Annotated in this window: 12 protein-coding genes; 10 read left to right on the forward strand and 2 right to left on the reverse strand. The window is 57.2% G+C overall.

Features of this window, described 5'->3' with window-relative positions; all coding sequences use genetic code 11:
* Position 1: 1 nt before the first annotated feature.
* Genes RFER_RS06880 through RFER_RS06890 form a run of 3 tightly spaced genes read left to right on the forward strand, consistent with a single transcriptional unit; the run spans position 2 to position 5,775 of the window.
* Positions 2 to 1,270 (forward strand): restriction endonuclease subunit S, encoded by a 1,269-nt coding sequence (locus RFER_RS06880; protein WP_011463668.1) that lies wholly within the window; start codon positions 2 to 4, stop codon positions 1,268 to 1,270.
* Positions 1,271 to 1,288: 18 nt separating this feature from the next.
* Positions 1,289 to 5,158: a type I restriction enzyme subunit R domain-containing protein gene (locus RFER_RS06885; protein WP_011463669.1), complete on the forward strand. Its 3,870-nt coding sequence runs from the start codon at positions 1,289 to 1,291 to the stop codon at positions 5,156 to 5,158.
* Complete coding sequence (locus RFER_RS06890; protein ID WP_011463670.1) at positions 5,155 to 5,775, forward strand: hypothetical protein; 621 nt, start codon at positions 5,155 to 5,157, stop codon at positions 5,773 to 5,775. The genes RFER_RS06885 and RFER_RS06890 overlap by 4 nt, the downstream gene beginning before the upstream one ends.
* 405 nt (positions 5,776 to 6,180) lie before the next feature.
* Here RFER_RS06890 and hemL read toward each other — a convergent pair whose 3' ends face one another.
* On the reverse strand, positions 6,181 to 7,491 hold the full coding sequence (gene hemL / locus RFER_RS06895; protein ID WP_011463671.1) for a glutamate-1-semialdehyde 2,1-aminomutase: 1,311 nt from the start codon (positions 7,489 to 7,491) through the stop codon (positions 6,181 to 6,183).
* A 256-nt stretch (positions 7,492 to 7,747) separates the two neighbouring features.
* Here hemL and RFER_RS23395 point away from each other — a divergent pair, with 256 nt between their 5' ends.
* From RFER_RS23395 to RFER_RS06920, 6 genes are all read left to right on the forward strand, one after another.
* A complete protein-coding gene (locus tag RFER_RS23395; protein WP_011463672.1) occupies positions 7,748 to 7,900 on the forward strand; it encodes a rubredoxin in 153 nt (50 codons plus the stop codon).
* Positions 7,901 to 7,961: 61 nt separating this feature from the next.
* Positions 7,962 to 8,360 (forward strand): response regulator, encoded by a 399-nt coding sequence (locus RFER_RS06900; protein ID WP_011463673.1) that lies wholly within the window; start codon positions 7,962 to 7,964, stop codon positions 8,358 to 8,360.
* Positions 8,360 to 8,725 carry a response regulator gene (locus RFER_RS06905; RefSeq protein WP_011463674.1) on the forward strand — a complete coding sequence of 122 codons (366 nt, stop codon included), beginning with the start codon at positions 8,360 to 8,362 and terminating at the stop codon, positions 8,723 to 8,725. Before RFER_RS06900 ends, RFER_RS06905 begins: the two co-directional genes overlap by 1 nt.
* 15 nt (positions 8,726 to 8,740) lie before the next feature.
* Entirely contained in the window at positions 8,741 to 9,271 is a 531-nt protein-coding gene (locus RFER_RS06910; protein ID WP_011463675.1) for a chemotaxis protein CheW, read from the forward strand.
* Between the two features lie 20 nt (positions 9,272 to 9,291).
* The gene (locus RFER_RS06915; protein ID WP_011463676.1) at positions 9,292 to 11,571 is read left to right on the forward strand and encodes a methyl-accepting chemotaxis protein; all 2,280 of its coding nucleotides are present in this window, start codon (positions 9,292 to 9,294) and stop codon (positions 11,569 to 11,571) included.
* Positions 11,572 to 11,615: 44 nt separating this feature from the next.
* Positions 11,616 to 17,282 (forward strand): hybrid sensor histidine kinase/response regulator, encoded by a 5,667-nt coding sequence (locus RFER_RS06920; protein WP_011463677.1) that lies wholly within the window; start codon positions 11,616 to 11,618, stop codon positions 17,280 to 17,282.
* 58 nt (positions 17,283 to 17,340) lie between these two features.
* Here the strand turns inward: RFER_RS06920 and RFER_RS06925 are convergent, their stop codons facing one another.
* Complete coding sequence (locus RFER_RS06925; RefSeq protein WP_011463678.1) at positions 17,341 to 18,819, reverse strand: cryptochrome/photolyase family protein; 1,479 nt, start codon at positions 18,817 to 18,819, stop codon at positions 17,341 to 17,343.
* Between the two features lie 21 nt (positions 18,820 to 18,840).
* Here RFER_RS06925 and RFER_RS06930 point away from each other — a divergent pair, with 21 nt between their 5' ends.
* Positions 18,841 to 19,440, forward strand: coding sequence for a YqgE/AlgH family protein (locus tag RFER_RS06930; RefSeq protein ID WP_041790326.1), 600 nt, complete (start codon positions 18,841 to 18,843; stop codon positions 19,438 to 19,440).
* Positions 19,441 to 19,452 lie beyond the last annotated feature (12 nt).

Consider the following 19,452-nt stretch of genomic DNA (forward strand, 5'->3'; position numbering starts at 1 on the left):
AATGAAAGACTCCGGCGCGGCGTGGATCGGGGAGATTCCGCAGGGGTGGGAAATCAAGCGAATGAAAGACTGCTTTATCTCTAACAGCCGCGCCCAGCCGAACAAGACGGTTTTGTCGTTGAGCTACGGTAAAGTGATCGTCAAGGACATGGAGGAAAAGAAAGGCGTTACACCTGAAAGTTTCGATTCATATCAGGGTGTACATCCGGGCGACGTTGTATTGCGTCTGACTGATCTGCAAAACGACCAGAAAAGCTTGCGTGTAGGTCGCGCAACGACCAAAGGAATTATCACATCTGCCTATTTGTGCGTATCGAGCCGGTCACTCAATGATCGATATTCTGCGTATCTTCTGCATGATGTCGGCGACATTCAAAAACTGTTTTATGGCTTGGGCGGTGGTGTTCGGCAATCCATGAAATTTGCGGATTTGGCCGAGCTTTTGTTTTCATTGCCAACGCCCGCCGAACAACGCGCCATCGCCGACTATCTCGACCGGCAAACCGCGCTGATCGACCAGCGCCTTACCACCCTTGCCGAAAAGAAAGCCGTGTTGGCCGAACTGCGCAAGGCTACTATCCACGAGGCTGTGACCAAGGGCTTGAACAAGAACGCCCCGATGAAAGATTCCGGGGTGGCGTGGATCGGGGAGATTCCGCAGGGGTGGGAAATCAAGCGAATGAAAGACTGCTTTATCTCTAACAGCCGCGCCCAGCCGAACAAGACGGTTTTGTCGTTGAGCTACGGTAAAGTGATCGTCAAGGACATGGAGGAAAAGAAAGGCGTTACACCTGAAAGTTTCGATTCATATCAGGGTGTACATCCGGGCGACGTTGTATTGCGTCTGACTGATCTGCAAAACGACCAGAAAAGCTTGCGTGTAGGTCGCGCAACGACCAAAGGAATTATCACATCTGCCTATTTGTGCGTATCGAGCCGGTCACTCAATGATCGATATTCTGCGTATCTTCTGCATGATGTCGGCGACATTCAAAAACTGTTTTATGGCTTGGGCGGTGGTGTTCGGCAATCCATGAAATTTGCGGATTTGGCCGAGCTTTTGTTTTCATTGCCAACGCCCGCCGAACAACGCGCCATCGCCGACTATCTCGACCGGCAAACCGCGCTTATTGATACCCAGCTTGCCACGCTGGACGAGCAGGCTCAGGTGTTGAAGGTACTGCGCAAGGCCATCATCCACGAGGCGGTGACCGGCAAGATCGACCTATCCGGCTACGTGCCGCAAACTTCAGAGGCGCAGGCCGCCTGAGCCCCAGAGGAAATACCCATGGCACACGGTTTCAAGGAAAGCGACTTTCAGAACGGCATTTTCATCCCCTACCTGACCGCGCCCCAACCAGGTGGACTGGACTGGATACAGGGAAAGCCCACCGACATCGACGCCGCGCGCTGGATCGTGCCGGGGGATTTGCTGCACTTTCTGCGCGACGGCTGCCCGCTGAATGTTGCTGCCTTTGCCAAGGCCAGCAAGGGGTACGGCTCCGACATGGATTTTTTGCAAGCCTTTCTGCTTGATGCGTTGTTGCCCAAGATCGAGGCCAAGGCGAATGCCGCTTTTGTGCTGCGCGAGAGCATCACCTTTGCCGGGCAGTCTTTCGTGTTGTGGAACGAAGCGCCGCGCACCGGGGCAGATTCCGGCGCGGCGGACCTGTTCAAGAAGAACTACCTGCGCGTGATCCCCGAAGCGCCGTTCGAGCGCGTCTTTCCGCACAGCAACAAGCGCATCAAGCGCCGCCCCGACGTGGTGTTTTTCGTCAATGGGCTGTACCTCTCCTATGCCGAGCTGAAAACCGCGCAGACCGGGCAGACCGCCGCCGGGCACGGGCGCAAGAAGATTGCCCACGACTGCATCGAGGCGGGCAGCGCGGCCTTGCAGGAGGCGCGCGAGCGCTACGCGGCACAGGGCGGCAAGTGGCCGGGCTTTCGCCACCGCGATCTGCGCGAAAAGGAGCGCCAGGAAATCCGTCAGTCGATATGCCTGTACGAAAAAGCCGCGCACATCAGTTGCGTGGACATGGGCGCGATGATGATCCTGTCGGACATCGAATGGCTGCTGCCGGAAATCGACGACGCCATCGAGGCCAACGATACCCAGGCGCTGGTGGAGACGTTGCCGGGCAAGGTGATGGACGCCTTCATGCGCGCCGCCGAGATGCGCGACAAGCCTGCCTCGGAGGCGCTGGCCGACCATCTGGCCTCGTTTTTTTCCGCTGCGGATGGCGTGGATCGGGAGATCTATTTCTTCAACCAGATACGCCCCAGCCGCACCACCACCGGCACCGAGATTCTGCGCCCCCGCCCGGCGCAGCGGGCGATGCTGCATCAGTCGGTCAAGCGGGTGTGCGCGCTGTACGCCGACGAGAGTAAATCCAAGATCAACGAGCCGGACATCCGCGCGGCGCTCGCAGAATCGTTGCCCGACCTCGACCCGAAAAAGGTTAACGAGATCGTGGCCAAAACCCTGCTGCACCGCAACGGGCAGGAGTCGCATTCCATCCTGTTACAAGGCGCTGCCGGGCTGGGAAAAACCAATGTGATTGTCTGGCTGGCGCAGGCGCTTTCGGACATGCCCGACCCGCGCAGCAAGGCGGCATCACCGCTGTTCGATTTGTGCATATTGCTCACTGACCGCACCGAGCTGCGCCAGAACGTGGCGGAAGAGGCGGCGCGCCTGGGGGCGACCAAGAACATCGTCGCCGAGGCGGAAACCTTCAAGGGGCTGTACGACAGCCTGCAAGACGGAGCGCGGGTGGTAGTGGTGAATATCCAGAAATTCCCCTCGATCAAGCGGCTGGCGCAGGACGATGCAGCGCTGTCCAAGCTTCTGACTGGCAAGCGGGTAGCGTTCATCATCGACGAGGTGCATCGCTCGCAAGGCGGTGTATTGCACGATGCGACTATCGAAATTTTCGACGAGTGGGGCAGCCTCCGTCCGGCGGGCGCCAAGCGCAATCTCATCATTGGCCTGACGGCCACCCCGCGCGACGAGGTGCTTGCTCGCTTCGGCGAATGGCGTGCGCCACGGGCGGCGGGGGATGACATCCGCTGGGCGCCGTATTTCGCCTACACCATGACGCAGGCGATTCGCGAGAGGGTGATTCTGAACCCGATACAGAACGTGATCCGCTTCGAGGATCATTTGCAGTACCGGATTACCGACACGGTGCAGAAGCTGAGGCCCGGCGATGAGTTGCGCCCGCCGAGTTCGGACGAGATTTACCAGAACCCAGACCGGCAAAGCATGGTCGCCAAAAATGCGGCATTGGTGTTTGTGGCCAAGACCATGATGGCGATACGCCCGCCGGGAGGGCGCGCCCTGGGCGATGGCAAGGCGATGTTCGCGGCGCATTCAATCAAGGCGGCGATTGCCTATCAACCGCTGCTGCGCGCTGAGCTGGACAAGCTGGCGGACGATCCGCGCTTCGTCGAGCACGCGCAGGCAATCAAGGCCACGCCCGTGCTGCTGCTTTATACCGACAAGCAGGGGGAAGCCTCATGCGCTTCCCTCAACGGCGGCAGGAATCAGGATGCCATCATCGACGAATTCCGCCGCAAGGGTGAAGGGGCGAAACAGGGCGCGAAGGTGCATAACGCGCTCATCGTGGTGGTGGACAAGCTGCTGACCGGCTTTGACGAACCGACGCTGCACACGCTGTTCATCGACCGAGGCATGGACGATGTGCTGCTGTTCCAGGCCGCCTGCCGCGTGAACCGCTGGCGCAAGTGGAAAAACGATTGCCTGCTGGTGGATTTCTCCCATGACGGCGTAGTCTCGAAAAACTTGCCCAAGGTGTTTGCCAAGTATGGCGGCCTCACGGTTTCGAGCCTGGACGCGATGGAGTTGAAGGACAAAATGGACGCGGCGTTCAAGGTTTTTTTCGATGAAAAGGACATCAATGCCCATTGGCGCGCCTGGAAGGCCACTTCATCCGGCGGTAAGGATCAGGAATCGGCAACCGGCCTTTCGGATTTTCTGGATGGGCTGGTGAAGAACGAAGTGGAGCGCGCCAAGACCATCAGAAAGGCCGGTTCAGCCTGGTTGTCCAGCCGCGAGCGGTTATCCGGCATTCTCGACTTCACCAAACCGGCACTGGCCAAGCACGCCGACGAGAAGCGGGCAGCGTTCGCCGAACAGGTGGTTAAGCATCTCGCCAGCAAGCTGCGTGACGATGATGATCGCGTCGGCGCGGTGTTCGACATCGACCTGGTGGAGGATGCGGTCGGTTGGGGCCTGGATGAACTCCCGGAGGCCGAGGAGAAAAAGAAAAAACCCAAGGGCGAGGCGGGCTTGCCGCATTCCGTGGGCGGGTTAATGTCCTCGCTGGACGCCATTGAATTGCTCGCCGCCTTGCAGCTCACCGAACAACAAAAGCTCCAGCTCATCGAAAAGCTAAAGTCGTTTCTGATTGCGTTGTTTCAGGTCATCGACAACGAAGGCGCGAAGCGCAATAACGACATCCACCGCAAGATGATTCAGGCGATGGCGAACGAGGGCGCGGATTTTCCATGGGATGAGCGCTTTACCAAATTCAAGGGGCTGCTGGATACCACGGCCACCAATTTGAAAATACTCACCCACCCTGACCGCAAAGCGCTGCTGCTGCCACTGTTGAAGCGGCCTGAACTGATGATGGCAGACTATGAAGAGTGGGTTGTGTCGGAGGGGGCTTCAATTGCGATGGGCGACCAGCCTGTTGAACGCGAAGTAGTCAAAACAAGTGCATCGAAAGTGCTCGACGAGCTCAGAAGCATCAAGCAGAGATCGGCTGAGTTTCTTCGGCTACAGCTCGGAGTCGATTCGAAGTGGAGCCAAATCAATGACGCCTTTTGGTCTGTCATTGTGAAAAGTGACCGAAGGGTGCTTTGCCTTGCGGATTTGAGCCCCATTGCGGACGCTGGCGGGTGGCAGCAATCGGAGCTATTGGCGGTGCTGGGTTTGCTTGGAGCGCCCAAGGCCGCACTTTTGCGTATGGAATTGCGTGCACCAGACGGCACTGAAGTTCCGGCAGAGGAGGTGTCGCAAAAGCTGGCTGCGTGGTGGAAGAGTAAGACCATGACGGATGCCGAATGGAAAGCGTGGGCATCGCAATATGCGGTGTCATGGTCACCCGTGGTAGCGCAAGGAGCAGCCAAATGAGTCTCGAAGGCGGCACTCTATTTGATTTAACCGATCAGTTGCGTCAGAAGTCACCCGAGCATCTGGACCTTTTCGCTTCTTTGACTGACGATCAATTTCAGGTTGCATTTGATTCGCTCTTGAATAAAGCCCTGGCGGGACTTGAGGAGAGTAAGGACGGTTTTCAGGCCTTGAAGGAGCCCGCGCTTTCTGCGGTTCTGCGCCTTGCCATGTTGGTCCCTGGCTTATCAGTCTCTTTGGAGCAACATTCAAACGGTCACGCTGATCTCACATTCGAGTCGTATCGGTTGGGAATTTCGCGCAGAATTCTTGGTGAAGCAAAGATTCATCGTGGTCCGAAGTATCACATTGACGGAGTTGGGCAACTGTTGGGATACATGACCGGCAGGGAGCTTCGAGGCCTGATGGTGATCTACATGCGTGATGCAAATGGTTCAGGACTGATGAAGAAGGTTCGCGACACCATGGATGAGGAGAAACCGGCAGATCAACGGGGGCTGACCACGCCGCATGTACTGAAGTGGGCTTTCGATTCCAATCACTTCCATTCTTGTGGTGACAACATCCGCATTAGTCACGTTGCTTGCAATTTGCATGTTGACGGGGGTTCTGCATAGTGCTGCTTCGGTCTGACCGCGCGTGACGAAGCTGGACGAATGTTTTGCGTTGGACTTTGGCGACATCGTGAAAAATATTGTTGTCGCTTGTCGGACGCTAAACTGCCCGAAGCCTGATGAAAAGAGGGTCGCTAAATTCATTGGGGGTATTTTTGGGGGTATTGGTGATTGTTCAAATCTTGAAACCTAGCATCCATGCGGGTTTTAAGGCTTTATGTGAACGACTCCGTTCCGCCAAATTGACTATTTTTGACAGTCTCCGTGACTTGAAAAAATGACCCAAAAAAATGCCCTGGTTCCTCATTGGAGCCGGGGCTATTTTTTTGGGTCTTGACCGGCACACCCTAGCCGACGATTAAATTGGAGTTGGGGTGTTGAGCCATGTCGGGCGAAAATTTCACCCTGTTATTTTGAGATTATCTTGAACACCGCGCGCGCCGCTGCCACAGTGGCCGCAATGTCTTCAGCGGTATGGGCTGCGCTCACGAACCCCGCTTCATACAAGGCCGGAGCAATGTACACACCGCGATCCAACAATCCGTGAAAAAGTTGGTTAAAGCGGGCGCTGTCGGATTTCATGACCTGGACGTAATTTTGCGGCAGGGTATCCAGCAGGAAAAAGCCGAACATGCCTCCTTCGCTGTCGGCGCTAAAAGCAAGGCCTTCGGCGGTCGCGGCAGCCTTCAGGCCGTCGGTCAGTGAGCGGGTGGTGCGCGCAAGACTTTCATAAAATCCGGGTTTGCTGATTTCTCGCAGGGTGGCCAGGCCGCAGGCGGTCGCTACCGGATTGCCTGACAGTGTGCCGGCCTGGTAGACCGTTCCCAAGGGTGCCAGATGTTCCATGACAGCGCGTTTGGCGCCGAAAGCGGCCAGTGGCATGCCACCGCCAATCACCTTGCCCATCACCGTCATGTCGGGTTCAAAGCCGGGGATTTCCTTGGCATAAACGCTCTGTGCGCCGCCCAGCGCCACCCGGAAACCAGTCATCACCTCGTCAAAAACCAGCAGTGCGCCGTACTGGGTGCAGAGCTCGCGGCAGCGTTTCACAAATGGCACGCTGGCGCGCACAAAGTTCATGTTGCCGCAAATGGGTTCCATCATCAGGCAGGCAATTTCACTGCCCTGCATGGCAAAGGCCTCCTCCAATTGCTCAATGTTGTTGTATTCCAGCACCACTGTGTGTTGCACCACTTCAGGTGGCACGCCGGCGCTGGTCGGGTTACCAAAAGTGGCCAGACCTGAACCGGCCTTCACCAAAAGTGCATCAGCATGACCGTGGTAGCAGCCCTCGAATTTGATGAGCTTGCTGCGGCCGGTGGCGCCGCGCGCCAGGCGGATAGTGCTCATGGCGGCCTCGGTACCGGAACTGACCAGGCGCACCATGTCCATGGACGGAACCAGGCGCAGAATTTCTTCGGCCAGCTCAACTTCGCGTTCAGTTGGCGCGCCGTAAGAAAAGCCCTCAAGTACAGCGGCCTGCACCGCTTCTACGACCGCCGGGTGCCCGTGTCCCAGAATCATGGGGCCCCAAGAGCCAATAAAGTCGGTGTAACGCTGGTTATTGGCATCCCAGAAGTAGGCGCCTTGGGCGCGTTTGACAAAACGTGGCGTGCCGCCAACTGCCTTGAAGGCCCTGACCGGTGAATTGACACCGCCGGGGATTACGCGTTTGGCACGTTCGAACAAAATTTGGTTGTTATCAGTGTTAAGTGTCATGGGAAGGGGGTTTCAGAGTGGGGATAAAAAGACAGATGAGGGTAACGCGCTGGTTTGGCGGACCTCTGCCAATGACTCGTTCAAGTATTTGGCTACTAGGGAAACCATGGGGGCTGGTGTGAGCGGGCCAGTGTGTTTCTTCAGGCAAAATATCACATAGCGTGGCGTGCGGCGAAGCATTGCGAATGCCGCTTTTTTTTCGATGCTTGCATTCTATTCGAAGGCCTTTTAAGCTGTGGAATCGACCAAAACATGGATGTGTCTGATTTGTGGATGGATCTATGACGAAGACAGGGGGGATCCCGATCACGGCGTTGCCCCGGGGACAGAATGGAAAGCAGTGCCGGTCAACTGGACTTGCCCTGAATGTGGTGCGCGCAAGGAGGATTTCGAAATGGTGCAAATTTAGGCGCCATTATTGAAATGTGTACCATCAGCGAGATTTATCACCATTTCAGGAGTCTTGTTTTGTGAATACGACTGGATCGACTTTCAAAGTTCTGGTGATTGACGACAGCAACACCATCCGGCGCAGTGCCGAGATTTTTTTGAAGCAAGGCGGACACGAAGTCATGCTGGCTGAAGATGGTTTTGATGCCTTGGCAAAAGTCAATGACTACCAGCCCCAGCTCATTTTTTGCGACATCCTGATGCCCAGATTGGATGGCTACCAGACCTGTGCGATCATCAAGCGAAATGCCAAGTATTCAGACGTGCCCATAGTCATGTTGTCGTCGAAAGACGGCGTTTTTGACAAAGCACGCGGACGCATGGTCGGGGCGCAAGATTACTTGACAAAACCATTTACCAAAGACCAGTTATTGCAAGCTGTACAGCAGTTCGGCAAAGTGGCGCAAGGAGTTAACTGATGGCTATCCATAAAGTTCTGATCGTGGACGACTCAAAAACCGAGTTGATGTTCATGACCAATTTGCTGCAAAAAAACGGTATGTCGGTGCGCACGGCAGAGGGCGCTGATGAAGCGCTGCGCCGACTCGCAGAAGAAAAACCCGATCTGATCCTCATGGACGTGGTGATGCCGGGCCAAAACGGTTTTCAACTGACGCGGTCCATCAATCGTACGCCCGAGTATTCGGATATCCCCATCATTATGTGCACCAGTAAAAGTCTGGAGACAGACCGCGTATGGGGTATGCGCCAAGGCGCGCGCGACTACATCACCAAACCGGTTGATGCAGCCGAGTTGTTGGTCAAGATCAAGGCACTGGGCTGAACTCCCCAGGATCGCATGGCTAATCGCGAAGCACTTCGAGAACTCCAGACCCGCCTTGCCAGTCGATTGCAGGCAGCTCGCTCCGGGGACGTGTCAGTTGCGTGGCTGGCTGTCAAGGCGGGCGAGTCAAACTACCTTTTTCCGCTGGCGCAATCCGGCGAGATATTTCCACTGACCAACGTTCAGGTTGTCCCCTATTGCCGTCAATGGTTCATGGGTGTCGTCAATCTTCGTGGTGGCCTTTTTGGCGTTGTCGATCTGGCAAGTTTCATGAGCGGCGGATCGACTCGGGGCAGAACCGAACAGTCGCTCGCTGAGTCCAGTGTCATCACGATCAACTCGGCGCTGGAGCTCAATTGTGCTTTGATGGTGGACGGCCTGGCCGGACTTCGCAAGCGTGATGCGTTTGCCGGTGCCGAGGCGCCACCCGAGGGTTCTCCGGTTTTTTTTGGCACCCGGTTTACTGACCGCGACGGCGCGCATTGGCAGGAAATCAACTTGCAGTCCTTGTCTCAACTTCCAGAATTTCTCAGCATTAGCGCTTAAGTTTTACCTAGGGTTTCATCATGTCCGTCGTTGATCAACTGAAAAATTTTTTTGTCAAAAAAGTACCTGAGTCTGATCAAGATTCCCGCTTGAGCCTTGGCGTGCCGGGCGCCACCCTATATCCGATGGAGTTGGATCAAATGACGGGCACAACAGAATCCGGACAACAAAGACCGGTTGCGCCAGGGCGATCCAGTGGCGACACGGGTGAGGCGATTGATGACGAGGCGGCCAACCTGATTGCCCTTCCGATTTTGGGAAAGAAAACGGTAGTCCAGCATCAGCGCCTGCTTTCGATACTGCTGGGTCTGGCCTTGGTTTTGCTCGTAGTTGTGACTTTGTTTGCGTTAAACCAAGCGAACAAGGTGGCGCAGCAATTAGGGGCCACGGGACAGTCGCTGATGCAGTCACAGCGTCTGGCGAAGTCGGTTTCTCAGGCGTTGGTGGGTGGTGCAGAGGCATTCCCCGACGTGGTGGAGAGCTCGGGCGTTTTGGCCAAGTCAGTCCGCGGTCTGAAAGCCGGTGATGGGCAAATGGGATTGAGTGCCTTGAGTCCAGATTATTTGCCCGAGCTTGACAAGATCACGCCGCTGATGGAGAGGGCAGAAAAGAATGCGGCGATTGTGTTGGGCCAACAAAAAATATTGACGCAGGTCGGTGCCGCGCTTCGGCTGATCAACCGGCAATCGTCGGATTTACTGGAAATAGCAGAGACGGCGTCCTCCCTCAAGCTGCAACAAAACGCCGCCGCCGCAGAGATATCGGCGGCCGGTCAGTTGGTGATGTTGACACAGCGTATTGGCAAGTCTTCAAATGAGTTCCTGACGGTTGAGGGCGTGAGTCCGGAGGCGGTTTTTCTGTTGGGCAAGGACTTGAACTCGTTCAAGGAAATCGCCCAAGGCATGCTTGATGGCAGTCCCGAGTTGCGTTTGGGTGCGACGAAAGACCCGCAAACACGTGAGCAGTTGGCTGCCTTGATCAATCTTTTTGAGGAGACCCGAAAGCAGGCGGGGGCCATTTTGGGTAATCTGCAGGGGCTTGTTTCGGCCCGTGAAGCACAGGTTTCCATTATTGCGGACAGTGAACCTCTGCGTCGAAATCTTGAAGAGCTGCAGGGCAAACTGTCAGCACACGCAGGTCTCGGTGCTGGCGCTTTGTCGATGCTGGTGGGTTCTGTTTTGCTGGCGCTGCTTTGTGCTGGTGGCTTGTCCTATGTTCAATTGCTTGACAGCCGCAAGCGTCAGGTCGCGGCCGAAGCGCAGCGCCTGGAGGCCGAGCGTCAGGAGAAGGAGGCCAAACGTGTGAACGATGCGAACCAGGCTGCCATTTTGCGTTTGATGAACGAGTTGCAAACTGTCGCCGAAGGCGATTTGACGCAAGAGGCGACTGTGACAGAGGACATCACGGGGGCCATCGCCGATTCGGTCAATTACACGGTGGAGGAGTTGCGATCGCTGGTGGGTAACGTGCAAAGTACGGTCACCCGTGTGGCGCAGACGACCGCTGAAGTGGACACGACGTCAACAGAGTTGTTGGCAGCCTCCAATGAACAGTTGCATGAAATTCGGGAAACCGGCCGCTCGGTCGTGGATATGGCGTCACGAATCAATGACGTCTCCGTGCAGGCACAGGAATCTGCCTCGGTTGCCAGGCAGTCTCTGCAGGCTGCGGAGGTGGGTTTGAAGGCGGTGCAAAACACCATTGGCGGCATGAACTCGATTCGGGACCAGATACAGGAGACATCCAAGCGCATCAAGCGCCTGGGCGAGTCGTCGCAGGAAATTGGTGAAATCACGGAACTGATTTCCGACATTACCGAACAGACCAACGTGTTGGCGCTCAATGCCGCCATTCAGGCCGCGTCGGCCGGTGAAGCCGGGCGGGGCTTCTCGGTGGTGGCCGAGGAGGTACAGCGGCTTGCCGAACGATCAGCCGACGCGACGCGTCAAATTTCGGCACTGGTCAAAGCGATTCAAACCGACACGCAGGATGCGGTGGGTGCCATGGAGCGGTCAACCCAAGGGGTGGTGGAAGGCGCCAAGCTTTCGGACAACGCCGGTACTGCGTTGACTGAAATTGACCAGGTGTCCCGGCGCCTGGCGGAGCTGATCGAACAAATTTCCAGTTCAACCTCCCGCGAGGCGAACCTGGCCAACGTGGTGGCTGACAATATCCAGCACATTTTTGCGGTTACCGAACAGACGGGTGAGGGGACTCGTTCCACGGCAGCCCAGGTCCGCGAGCTCTCGAAAATGGCTGAAGAGTTGCGGCAGTCAGTGTCACGGTTCAAGATTGCCTGACCTTCTTCAATCTGACCTTGTCGCCCTCAGGAGTGCACGATCCCATGCAAGTAAACGCTGCCCCGACCGGCACCAGTGAACCGGTGCCCCACGACCTTGGGCCTTTGGCCTGGGTGCTCGAAGAGCTGCGTAAGTCGTTGAGCGGTGCGACCAAAGCCCTTCGCCGGTTCGTCCGTGATGCCGAGTTGGCGCGAGGTTCTGATCTGGCTGCGCTGGACGCCAGTCAGTTGCGCATCGCCCGCCAGCAATTGCATCAGGCGGTTGGCGCCCTGGAGATGGTCGGCATGGCTGTGCCGGCCAAGATATTGCGATCGATGGAAGCGCTGGCGCAGCGATTTGTGCAGCGCCCCGAGTTGTGCAGTGACGAGGCCGCTAACAAGGTAGAGCGTGCCAGTTTTGCCCTGACTGAATATCTGGAAGGGGTTCTCAAAGGGAAAAACGCTTCGCCGGTGGCCTTGTTTCCCCAGTACCGCGATGTTTTGGAGCTGGTGGGCAATGATCGTGTTCATCCTGCGGACTTGTGGCCACTCGAATTGCGCTGGATTGACGTCGTTTTGCCACAAGAAGCGTTGGCGCTTGGCTATGATTCATTGGTTCGCACCCGCCTTGATAAGGCAGTTCTGCAAATCGTCAAGTCAGGCGACGTCGCCGCTGCACAGACCATGCGCGGTATCAGTCTGGGGTTTGCAGCGGCCCAAGAGACATTGGAAGCACGCGTTTTTTGGAAGATTTCTGCGGCCTATTTTGAAGCTCTGTCCTTGGGTCTGTGCCCGCCGGATGTTTACGGCAAGCTGGCAGCTTCCCGAATCCTTCATCAATACAGGACCCTGGCGCGAGGCGAACCGGGAATTTCCGAGCGATTGGTGCAGGATTTGTTGTTCTTTTGTGCACAGGCGGTGCCTGCTCAGGCGGCTGATGCGCCCGTACTGGCTGCGGTTCGTGCTGCGTATGGGTTGACCCAGACGAAATCATTTGATTACGAACGGCCTCAGTTTGGACGTTTCGATCCAGCGCTACTGGTTCAGGCCCGCAAGCGTATTGCGGCCGCCACCGAAACCTGGTCCGCGTTAGCCGGGGGCGATACCAATCGCTTGAAGGTGGCCCTTGACCAATTCACTCTGGTGACCGATTCAGTATTGAAAATGCATCCCGAGAGTGCCGATTTGGTGCGGGCATTGACGCAGGCGATTGAAAAGACGGCGCTATCTGGTGAGGCGCCTGCCCCCGCACTTGCCATGGAAGTTGCAACCGTTGTGCTGTATCTTGAGGCCGCCTATGACGATCTGGATCCGACCGACTCGCAGATGAAAGAGCGCAGTGCCAGTCTTGCAGCCCGGATGGAGAATGTCAACGCGGGCGGGCAACCGGAGCCGCTCGAGGCTTGGATGGAGGAGTTGTACCGCAGGGTCAGTGATCGTCAGATCATGGGTAGTGTCGTTGACGAGTTGCGAATGACGCTTGGGGGCGTTGAAAAATCGCTGGATTCATTCTTTCGTAATCCTCTTGATAAGGTTCCTTTGCACGAGGTGCCTAGTCAGCTGGCACAGATGCGGGGAGTCTTTTCGGTTTTGGGTCTTGATCAGGCAGCCCTGGCAACGCTGCGCATGCGTGACAGTGTCGAGAAATTTCTGGTTGACGATATTGACGCTGATGCTGCGCGAGCGGGCGTTTTTGAAAAGCTGGGCAACAGCCTGGGGGCCCTCGGGTTTCTGATTGACATGCTGAGTTACCAGCGCACGCTGGCCAAGAAACTCTTTGTGTACGACGAGGACTTGGGTGAGTTCAAGCCCTTGATGGGGCGTGAAAAGACGGGCGATCGGACCGCAGAGAGCCCGTCGGTGCCTGGCGTTGACAAGGTTTCCGACAATGCGCTGGCTGCCGTGGAAGCGCCTCCTGAGAGCTTGTCGGCAGCAGTTCCTGCCGAAGAGCCAGCTCCGGCGCTGGTCTTGGCGCCAGAACCGGTCACCCTGGTGCTGGCCGAGCCGGCAGACGATGACGATGAGACTGACTTGAAGGATATCTTCCTTGAAGAAGCGCGTGAAGTGCTTCATGCCGGGCTTGAGGCGATCGCCGCATTGGCAGACGAGCCCGCAGATATGGGGCAACAGACGACATTGAGGCGCGCTTTTCATACGCTCAAAGGCAGCTCACGCATGGTGGGCCTCAGTGAATTTGGTGAAGCAGCCTGGTCCCTGGAGCAGTTGCTCAATACCTGGTTGGCCGAGCAAAAGCCTGCCAGCAGTGAACTGGTCAGACTTGCAGACAGGGCCCTGCACGGCTTCGACCGTTGGGTCGAGGATATTGCAGCAGGAGAAGATGCGAAGTGGAATGCGCAGGCCTTTCGCAAGGCTGCTGACGGTTTGCGCCTTGATAACACCGAAGTTGAATTTTTGTTGCCGGGTGAAGAGGTGCAGAGCCCAGCCCCGGAAGAGACCCCGCATGCCGATTTCGTTTCGACACAAGTTATTGATCTGGACTTGACGCAGACTTTTGATGTCAATCTCGCCTTGGCGGTCGATGGCGGTTCGGGATTGTCCTCGGCGGCTCGGGTCCCGGATGAGCCGCTGGCACTTGACGACTTCGATTTTGGTGTTGGCGCTGACTGGACGCCGTCACCTGATGAGGCCGCAGTTGTTCCGGACATTTCGGACGAAGTGGAGACGTTCGCGGCCGAGCTTGCTGTCCCTGTGAGTGAAGCCGCCGACGTTCAGCCTGAGCCTCAACAGGCCAGTTTTTTAGATTTGGATCTGGAAGAACAGGTCAAGGTTATCGGATCCCTGCGCATTGGTATCCCGCTCTACAACGTCTACCTGAACGAGGCAGATGAGTTGTCCCGGCGCTTGCTGACAGAACTGAGCGAATGGGCTCTGGAGTTGCATCAACCGGTTTCGGAAACGACGGTGGCACTGGCACATTCCCTGGCTGGCAGTTCGGCAACGGTTGGTTTTTTTGCCCTGTCCGAGATGGCGCGGGCGCTGGAACATGCCTTGCAGCATGTGCGGCTTCATGTTCAGGGCATTCCAGAGCACGCCCAGGTATTCATGGCGGCGGCAGAGGATATGCGCCGCCTGCTGCATCAATTCGCAGCAGGATTCCTCAAGGAGCCCGATCAGGCGCTGCTCGACGCACTGAAGGCTATTCTGGAAATCGAATTCCCGGCCGTTGCAGCGGGCGTTGTTGACAGCTTTTACGCTCAACTGGCGGATGAGCCGGAAATTGCCGCGCCGCCCGGCTTTGATCAGGTCACGGACAGTGTCGTGACGGAGTCAGAAGCAGAAGCAGAAGCAGAAGCAGAAGCAGAAGCAGAAGCAGAAGCAGAATCGCTTGCAGAGCCGTTTGTATTGACGCCTGACGCCGAAGTCGAACATATTGATGCACTTGATGCGCTTGACGTTGACCTCTTCCCGATTTTTGAGGACGAGGCGCTTGAATTGTTGCCGCAGCTCGGCGGCGCCTTGAGGCAGTGGACGGCCCGCCCCGACAACCTGGGTGCTCGAAATGAGGTGCTGCGGGTTTTGCACACGCTCAAAGGCAGCAGTCGACTGGCCGGTGCCATGCAATTGGGTGAGATGACTCACCGCATGGAGAGCGCGATTGAACGGATGGGGAGCGAATCTTTGTCGGCGGCACAGCTGGAGCCCCTGTTGGCTCGGTTTGATGCCATGCAGGCCAACTTTGACCAATTGCGCGCAACGCCGGAACAGGCCTTGATTTTGCCGGAGGTCAGTGCGGCGCCCCAGGAGGAGATCGCCCCAGCCGGGCTCGCCGAGGTGGCGGCTGCAGAGACCGAGCCGACAAAATTGGTGGCGCCCGATACATCGGGATTTATTACGCGGGCATCGCCACGCCCGGGAGCTCAGCAAACTGTGCGTGTGCGTTCACAGCTGCTGGACCGCCTGGTGAATCAGGCGGGAGAGGTGATGATCACGCGGTCCCGGATGGAGGCTCGCTTGGGGCAGTTGCGTGGGTCATTGGGTGAACTTACCGGCAATCTGGATCGCTTGAGAAATCAGTTGCGCGATATCGAGGTGCAGTCGGAGTCCCAGATGCAGTCGCGGCTGGCACAGGCCAAGGACACCGCGCAGGGCTTTGATCCGCTGGAATTTGACCGCTTTACCCGGGTGCAGGAACTCACCCGGATGATGGCTGAATCAGTGCATGACGTCGCGACGGTGCAACGTAACTTGCAGCGTGCGGTGCAGGGGAGTGAAGACGATCTGATCGCCCAGGGGCGCCAGGCCCGTGAATTGCAGCGCGACCTGTTGCGCACTCGAATGGTGGAGTTCGACGGAATTTCAGACCGTCTGTACGGCGTTGTTCGCCAGGCATCCAAGGAAGCGAACAAGCAGGTCAAGCTCGACATCAAAGGGGGGTCTCTGGATATGGATCGCGGCGTGCTGGATCGCATGGCGCCCGTTTTTGAACATTTGCTGCGCAATTCGGTGGCACATGGTATTGAGGACTCGTCGCTGCGTGTGGCAGCGGGGAAACCGATGATCGGTAGCATTGGCATTCATCTGCAACAACAAAGCAATGATGTCACGGTGGAGTTCAGTGACGATGGCGCCGGGCTGGACCTGGACCGGATCCGGGAAAAGGCACGGGCCAATGGTCTGATGCCGCAGGATGGCACATTGACCGATGACGAGGCCGCCGATCTGATATTTACCCCTGGCTTTTCCACCGCCGAGCAGATCACCGAGTTGGCCGGTCGCGGCATTGGCATGGACGTCGTGCGCTCCGAAGTCAGCGCGCTGGGTGGCCGCATTGAAACTTCGACCGAACGTGGACAGGGAACGAAGTTCAAGCTGGTGCTGCCGCTTACCACTGCGGTGACGCAGGTGGTCATGTTGCGCATCGGCGAGTTGGTGGTTGGCGTGTCGGCGAATCTGGTTGAGATGGTACGGCGGGTGCCGATTGCCGATCTTGAGCGCGCCTATCAGGACCATGTCTTTGCATATGGTGGCGAGCAGGTGCCGTTTTTCTGGGGTGGTGCTCTGCTGCAGGCATCGGCGCACAGCAACGAGGCCGTCACCAAGACGCTGCCGGTGGCTATTTTCCGCAGTGCCGGTCAAAGAATTGCGGTGCACTTCGATGAAGTGTTGGGTAATCAGGAAGTGGTGGTCAAAAACCTCGGACCTCAATTGTCCCGTCTGCCGGGCCTGACCGGTATGTCGGTGTTGGCCTCAGGTGCGGTGGTCTTGATCTACAACCCGGTGGCCCTGGCTTCCGTTTATGGCGAGCGAGCGCGGCACCTCAGTCTGGATGCAGCGCAGGCTGTGGACCAAGCCGCCACAGCATCACAGGCGTCGTCGCTGACCAGTGTCAATCAGGCGCCCCTGGTGTTGGTGGTTGACGATTCGATCACGGTGCGCCGTGTCACCCAGCGCCTGCTCAAACGCGAAGGCTTTCGGGTGGCTCTGGCCATCGATGGTCTGCAGGCGCTGGAGCGTTTGCAAGAGGAAAAGCCGGCGGTTGTTCTCTCTGACATCGAAATGCCGCGCATGGATGGCTTCGACCTGGTGCGAAATATCCGAGGTGATGCCAAACTGCGCGATCTTCCCATCATCATGATTACCTCGCGTATTGCCGAGAAACATCGTGAACGCGCCCGTGAACTCGGTGTTGATCACTACTTGGGCAAACCGTATTCAGAAGACGAACTGATTGCTTTGGTGCGGCAGTATTGCACCGCGGCTGTTGAGGCTTAAAACTGCCTCTAGCCCGCATGAATGTTGAAGTATTTGCTACTATATTTATAGTAACAATTCAGGTGGCAGCTTGGTGCTTTTTGACGACAGCGTAGCGCTGTAAGGTCAGCGCACGTGCCGCAGCGTGCGCCACGATCGGCGCGGGGTAGTTTTGGCCCAGCGTCACGCCCTCCATTTGCAGCTCAAGCGCTTGGGCGGTCCACGGCGCGTGAATGACTTTGCTCGGTAGTCGGGCCAGTTGTGGCAAGTAGCGGCGGATGAATTTACCGTCGGCATCAAACTTTTCACTTTGGGTCACCGGATTGAAAATCCTGAAGTACGGCTGCGCATCGCAACCGCTGGAACTGACCCACTGCCAGCCACCGTTGTTGGCCGCCAGGTCAAAGTCATTGAGGTGCCTGGCAAAGTATTTTTCGCCCCAGCGCCAGTCAATCCCGAGGTCTTTCACCAAAAAGCTGCCCGCCACCATGCGCAGGCGATTGTGCATGTAGCCAGTCTGGTTGATCTGGGCCATGGCAGCATCCACCAGCGGATAACCGGTTCGTCCCTCGCACCAGGCTTGGAACAGGGAATCAGCGTGCTTGCCGTGTTCCCATTTGATCGCGTCGTACTCGGGCTTGAAGGCGCCTTGTGCCACGTGCGGAAAATTAGCCAGAATCGAGAAATAAAAATCCCGCCAGATCAATTCTCCCAGCCAGACCGCCGCGCCTCGGCTACCCTGAATCTGCCGTTGCAAGGCGGTGGCAGCCAGTTGGCGAACCGACACCGTGCCAAAGCGCAGGTGCACACCAAGATAGCTCGGACCCTTGACCGCTGGCAAGTCCCTTGTTTCATGGTAACTGTCCATACGTTCAAAAAAATCTTCAAACAGCCGGGCGCCGCCCGACGCCCCGGTTGGAATCTTGAGTTGACTCAGGTTGGTTTTTTCAAAGCCGATAGCGGCCAGTGTCGGCACCGGTTGTTGCAGGCCCTCAGGTCGGGGGACCAGCGCCTGCGCAACCGGTGTGGCGTCATGGTGGCGCAAATGCTGCGGTGTTACCGTTGCCAGCCAGGTGTTCTTGTAGGGTGTGAAAACGCCATAGGGTGTGCCGGTTTTGCTCAGAATCTCGCGATTTTCAAAAATCACATGATCCTTGCAGGTGTGCAGGACAATACCGACGTGCGCCAGGGCACCCCGTACCCGGGCATCGCGTGCCAGCGCTTGCGGCTCGTAGTCATGGGCCGCAAAAACCGCCTGCACCTGCAGTGTTTTGGCCAGTGTGACTATTTCCTCGCTGGCCACGGCGTGGCGCACGATCAGGCCGACACCCGCCTTGCCGCTGAGCTGGCCCAATGCCACGTCCAGTTCACACAAGGACGCCCGGATAAATTCGACCCGGCGGTCAGCGCGTGGCAGGGTGTCGAGGATGTCACGGTCAAAGACAAAAACGCAGTGAAGCTGGCGGCAGGCCGCCAGCGCCAGGCACAAGGCGGCGTTGTCGATCACCCGCAGGTCACGGCGGAACCACATCAAACCAGAATCGAATTGCTTGTTCATGATCACCGTTAAAATCGCAGCATGCCTGCAGATTTTGCCTTGACCAACCTGACGAATCATTTTCTGATCGCCATGCCCGGTCTGCAGGATGAGATCTTCTCGCGTAGCGTCGTCTATGTGTGTGAGCATAGCCAGCGCGGTGCGCTGGGTTTGGTCATCAACAAGCCCTGTGATATCGACATGAAGCGCCTGTTTGAAAAGGTGGAACTGCCGATGTGCCGCGCCGACCTCTCCAACACGCCAGTTTTTCTGGGCGGGCCGGTGCAAACCGAGCGCGGTTTTGTGCTGCATGAGGCGACTTTCGCCGACGCCGACAAACCGGCCGAGTCGGTTTACGCTTCCACCATGGTGATCCCGGGCGGGCTGGAGATGACCACTTCCAAAGATGTGCTGGAAGCGATTTCTATCGGAGCCGGGCCGCGCAAAGTGTTGGTGTCGCTGGGCTATGCCGCCTGGGGTGAAGGGCAACTGGAGTCTGAAATTTCAGAAAACAGCTGGTTGACCGTGGCCGCCAACAACAGTGTCATCTTTGATACACCGGTGGCCCAGCGCTACGAGCAGGCCTTGTTGCTGCTCGGTTTGGAGCTGTGGATGCTGTCGCCCGACGCCGGGCATGCCTAACCCACTTGACGA

The organism is Rhodoferax ferrireducens T118, assembly GCF_000013605.1.
Lineage (GTDB): Bacteria > Pseudomonadota > Gammaproteobacteria > Burkholderiales > Burkholderiaceae_C > Rhodoferax > Rhodoferax ferrireducens.

Coding starts and splice junctions, on each gene's coding strand:
- RFER_RS06925 (WP_011463678.1), bottom strand. CDS start 18,819: ATGAACAAGCAATTCGATTCTGGTTTGATGTGGTTCCGCCGTGACCTG.
- RFER_RS06930 (WP_041790326.1), top strand. CDS start 18,841: ATGCCTGCAGATTTTGCCTTGACCAACCTGACGAATCATTTTCTGATC.
- RFER_RS06885 (WP_011463669.1), top strand. CDS start 1,289: ATGGCACACGGTTTCAAGGAAAGCGACTTTCAGAACGGCATTTTCATC.
- hemL (WP_011463671.1), bottom strand. CDS start 7,491: ATGACACTTAACACTGATAACAACCAAATTTTGTTCGAACGTGCCAAA.
- RFER_RS23395 (WP_011463672.1), top strand. CDS start 7,748: ATGTGTCTGATTTGTGGATGGATCTATGACGAAGACAGGGGGGATCCC.
- RFER_RS06915 (WP_011463676.1), top strand. CDS start 9,292: ATGTCCGTCGTTGATCAACTGAAAAATTTTTTTGTCAAAAAAGTACCT.
- RFER_RS06880 (WP_011463668.1), top strand. CDS start 2: ATGAAAGACTCCGGCGCGGCGTGGATCGGGGAGATTCCGCAGGGGTGG.
- RFER_RS06910 (WP_011463675.1), top strand. CDS start 8,741: ATGGCTAATCGCGAAGCACTTCGAGAACTCCAGACCCGCCTTGCCAGT.
- RFER_RS06890 (WP_011463670.1), top strand. CDS start 5,155: ATGAGTCTCGAAGGCGGCACTCTATTTGATTTAACCGATCAGTTGCGT.
- RFER_RS06920 (WP_011463677.1), top strand. CDS start 11,616: ATGCAAGTAAACGCTGCCCCGACCGGCACCAGTGAACCGGTGCCCCAC.
- RFER_RS06905 (WP_011463674.1), top strand. CDS start 8,360: ATGGCTATCCATAAAGTTCTGATCGTGGACGACTCAAAAACCGAGTTG.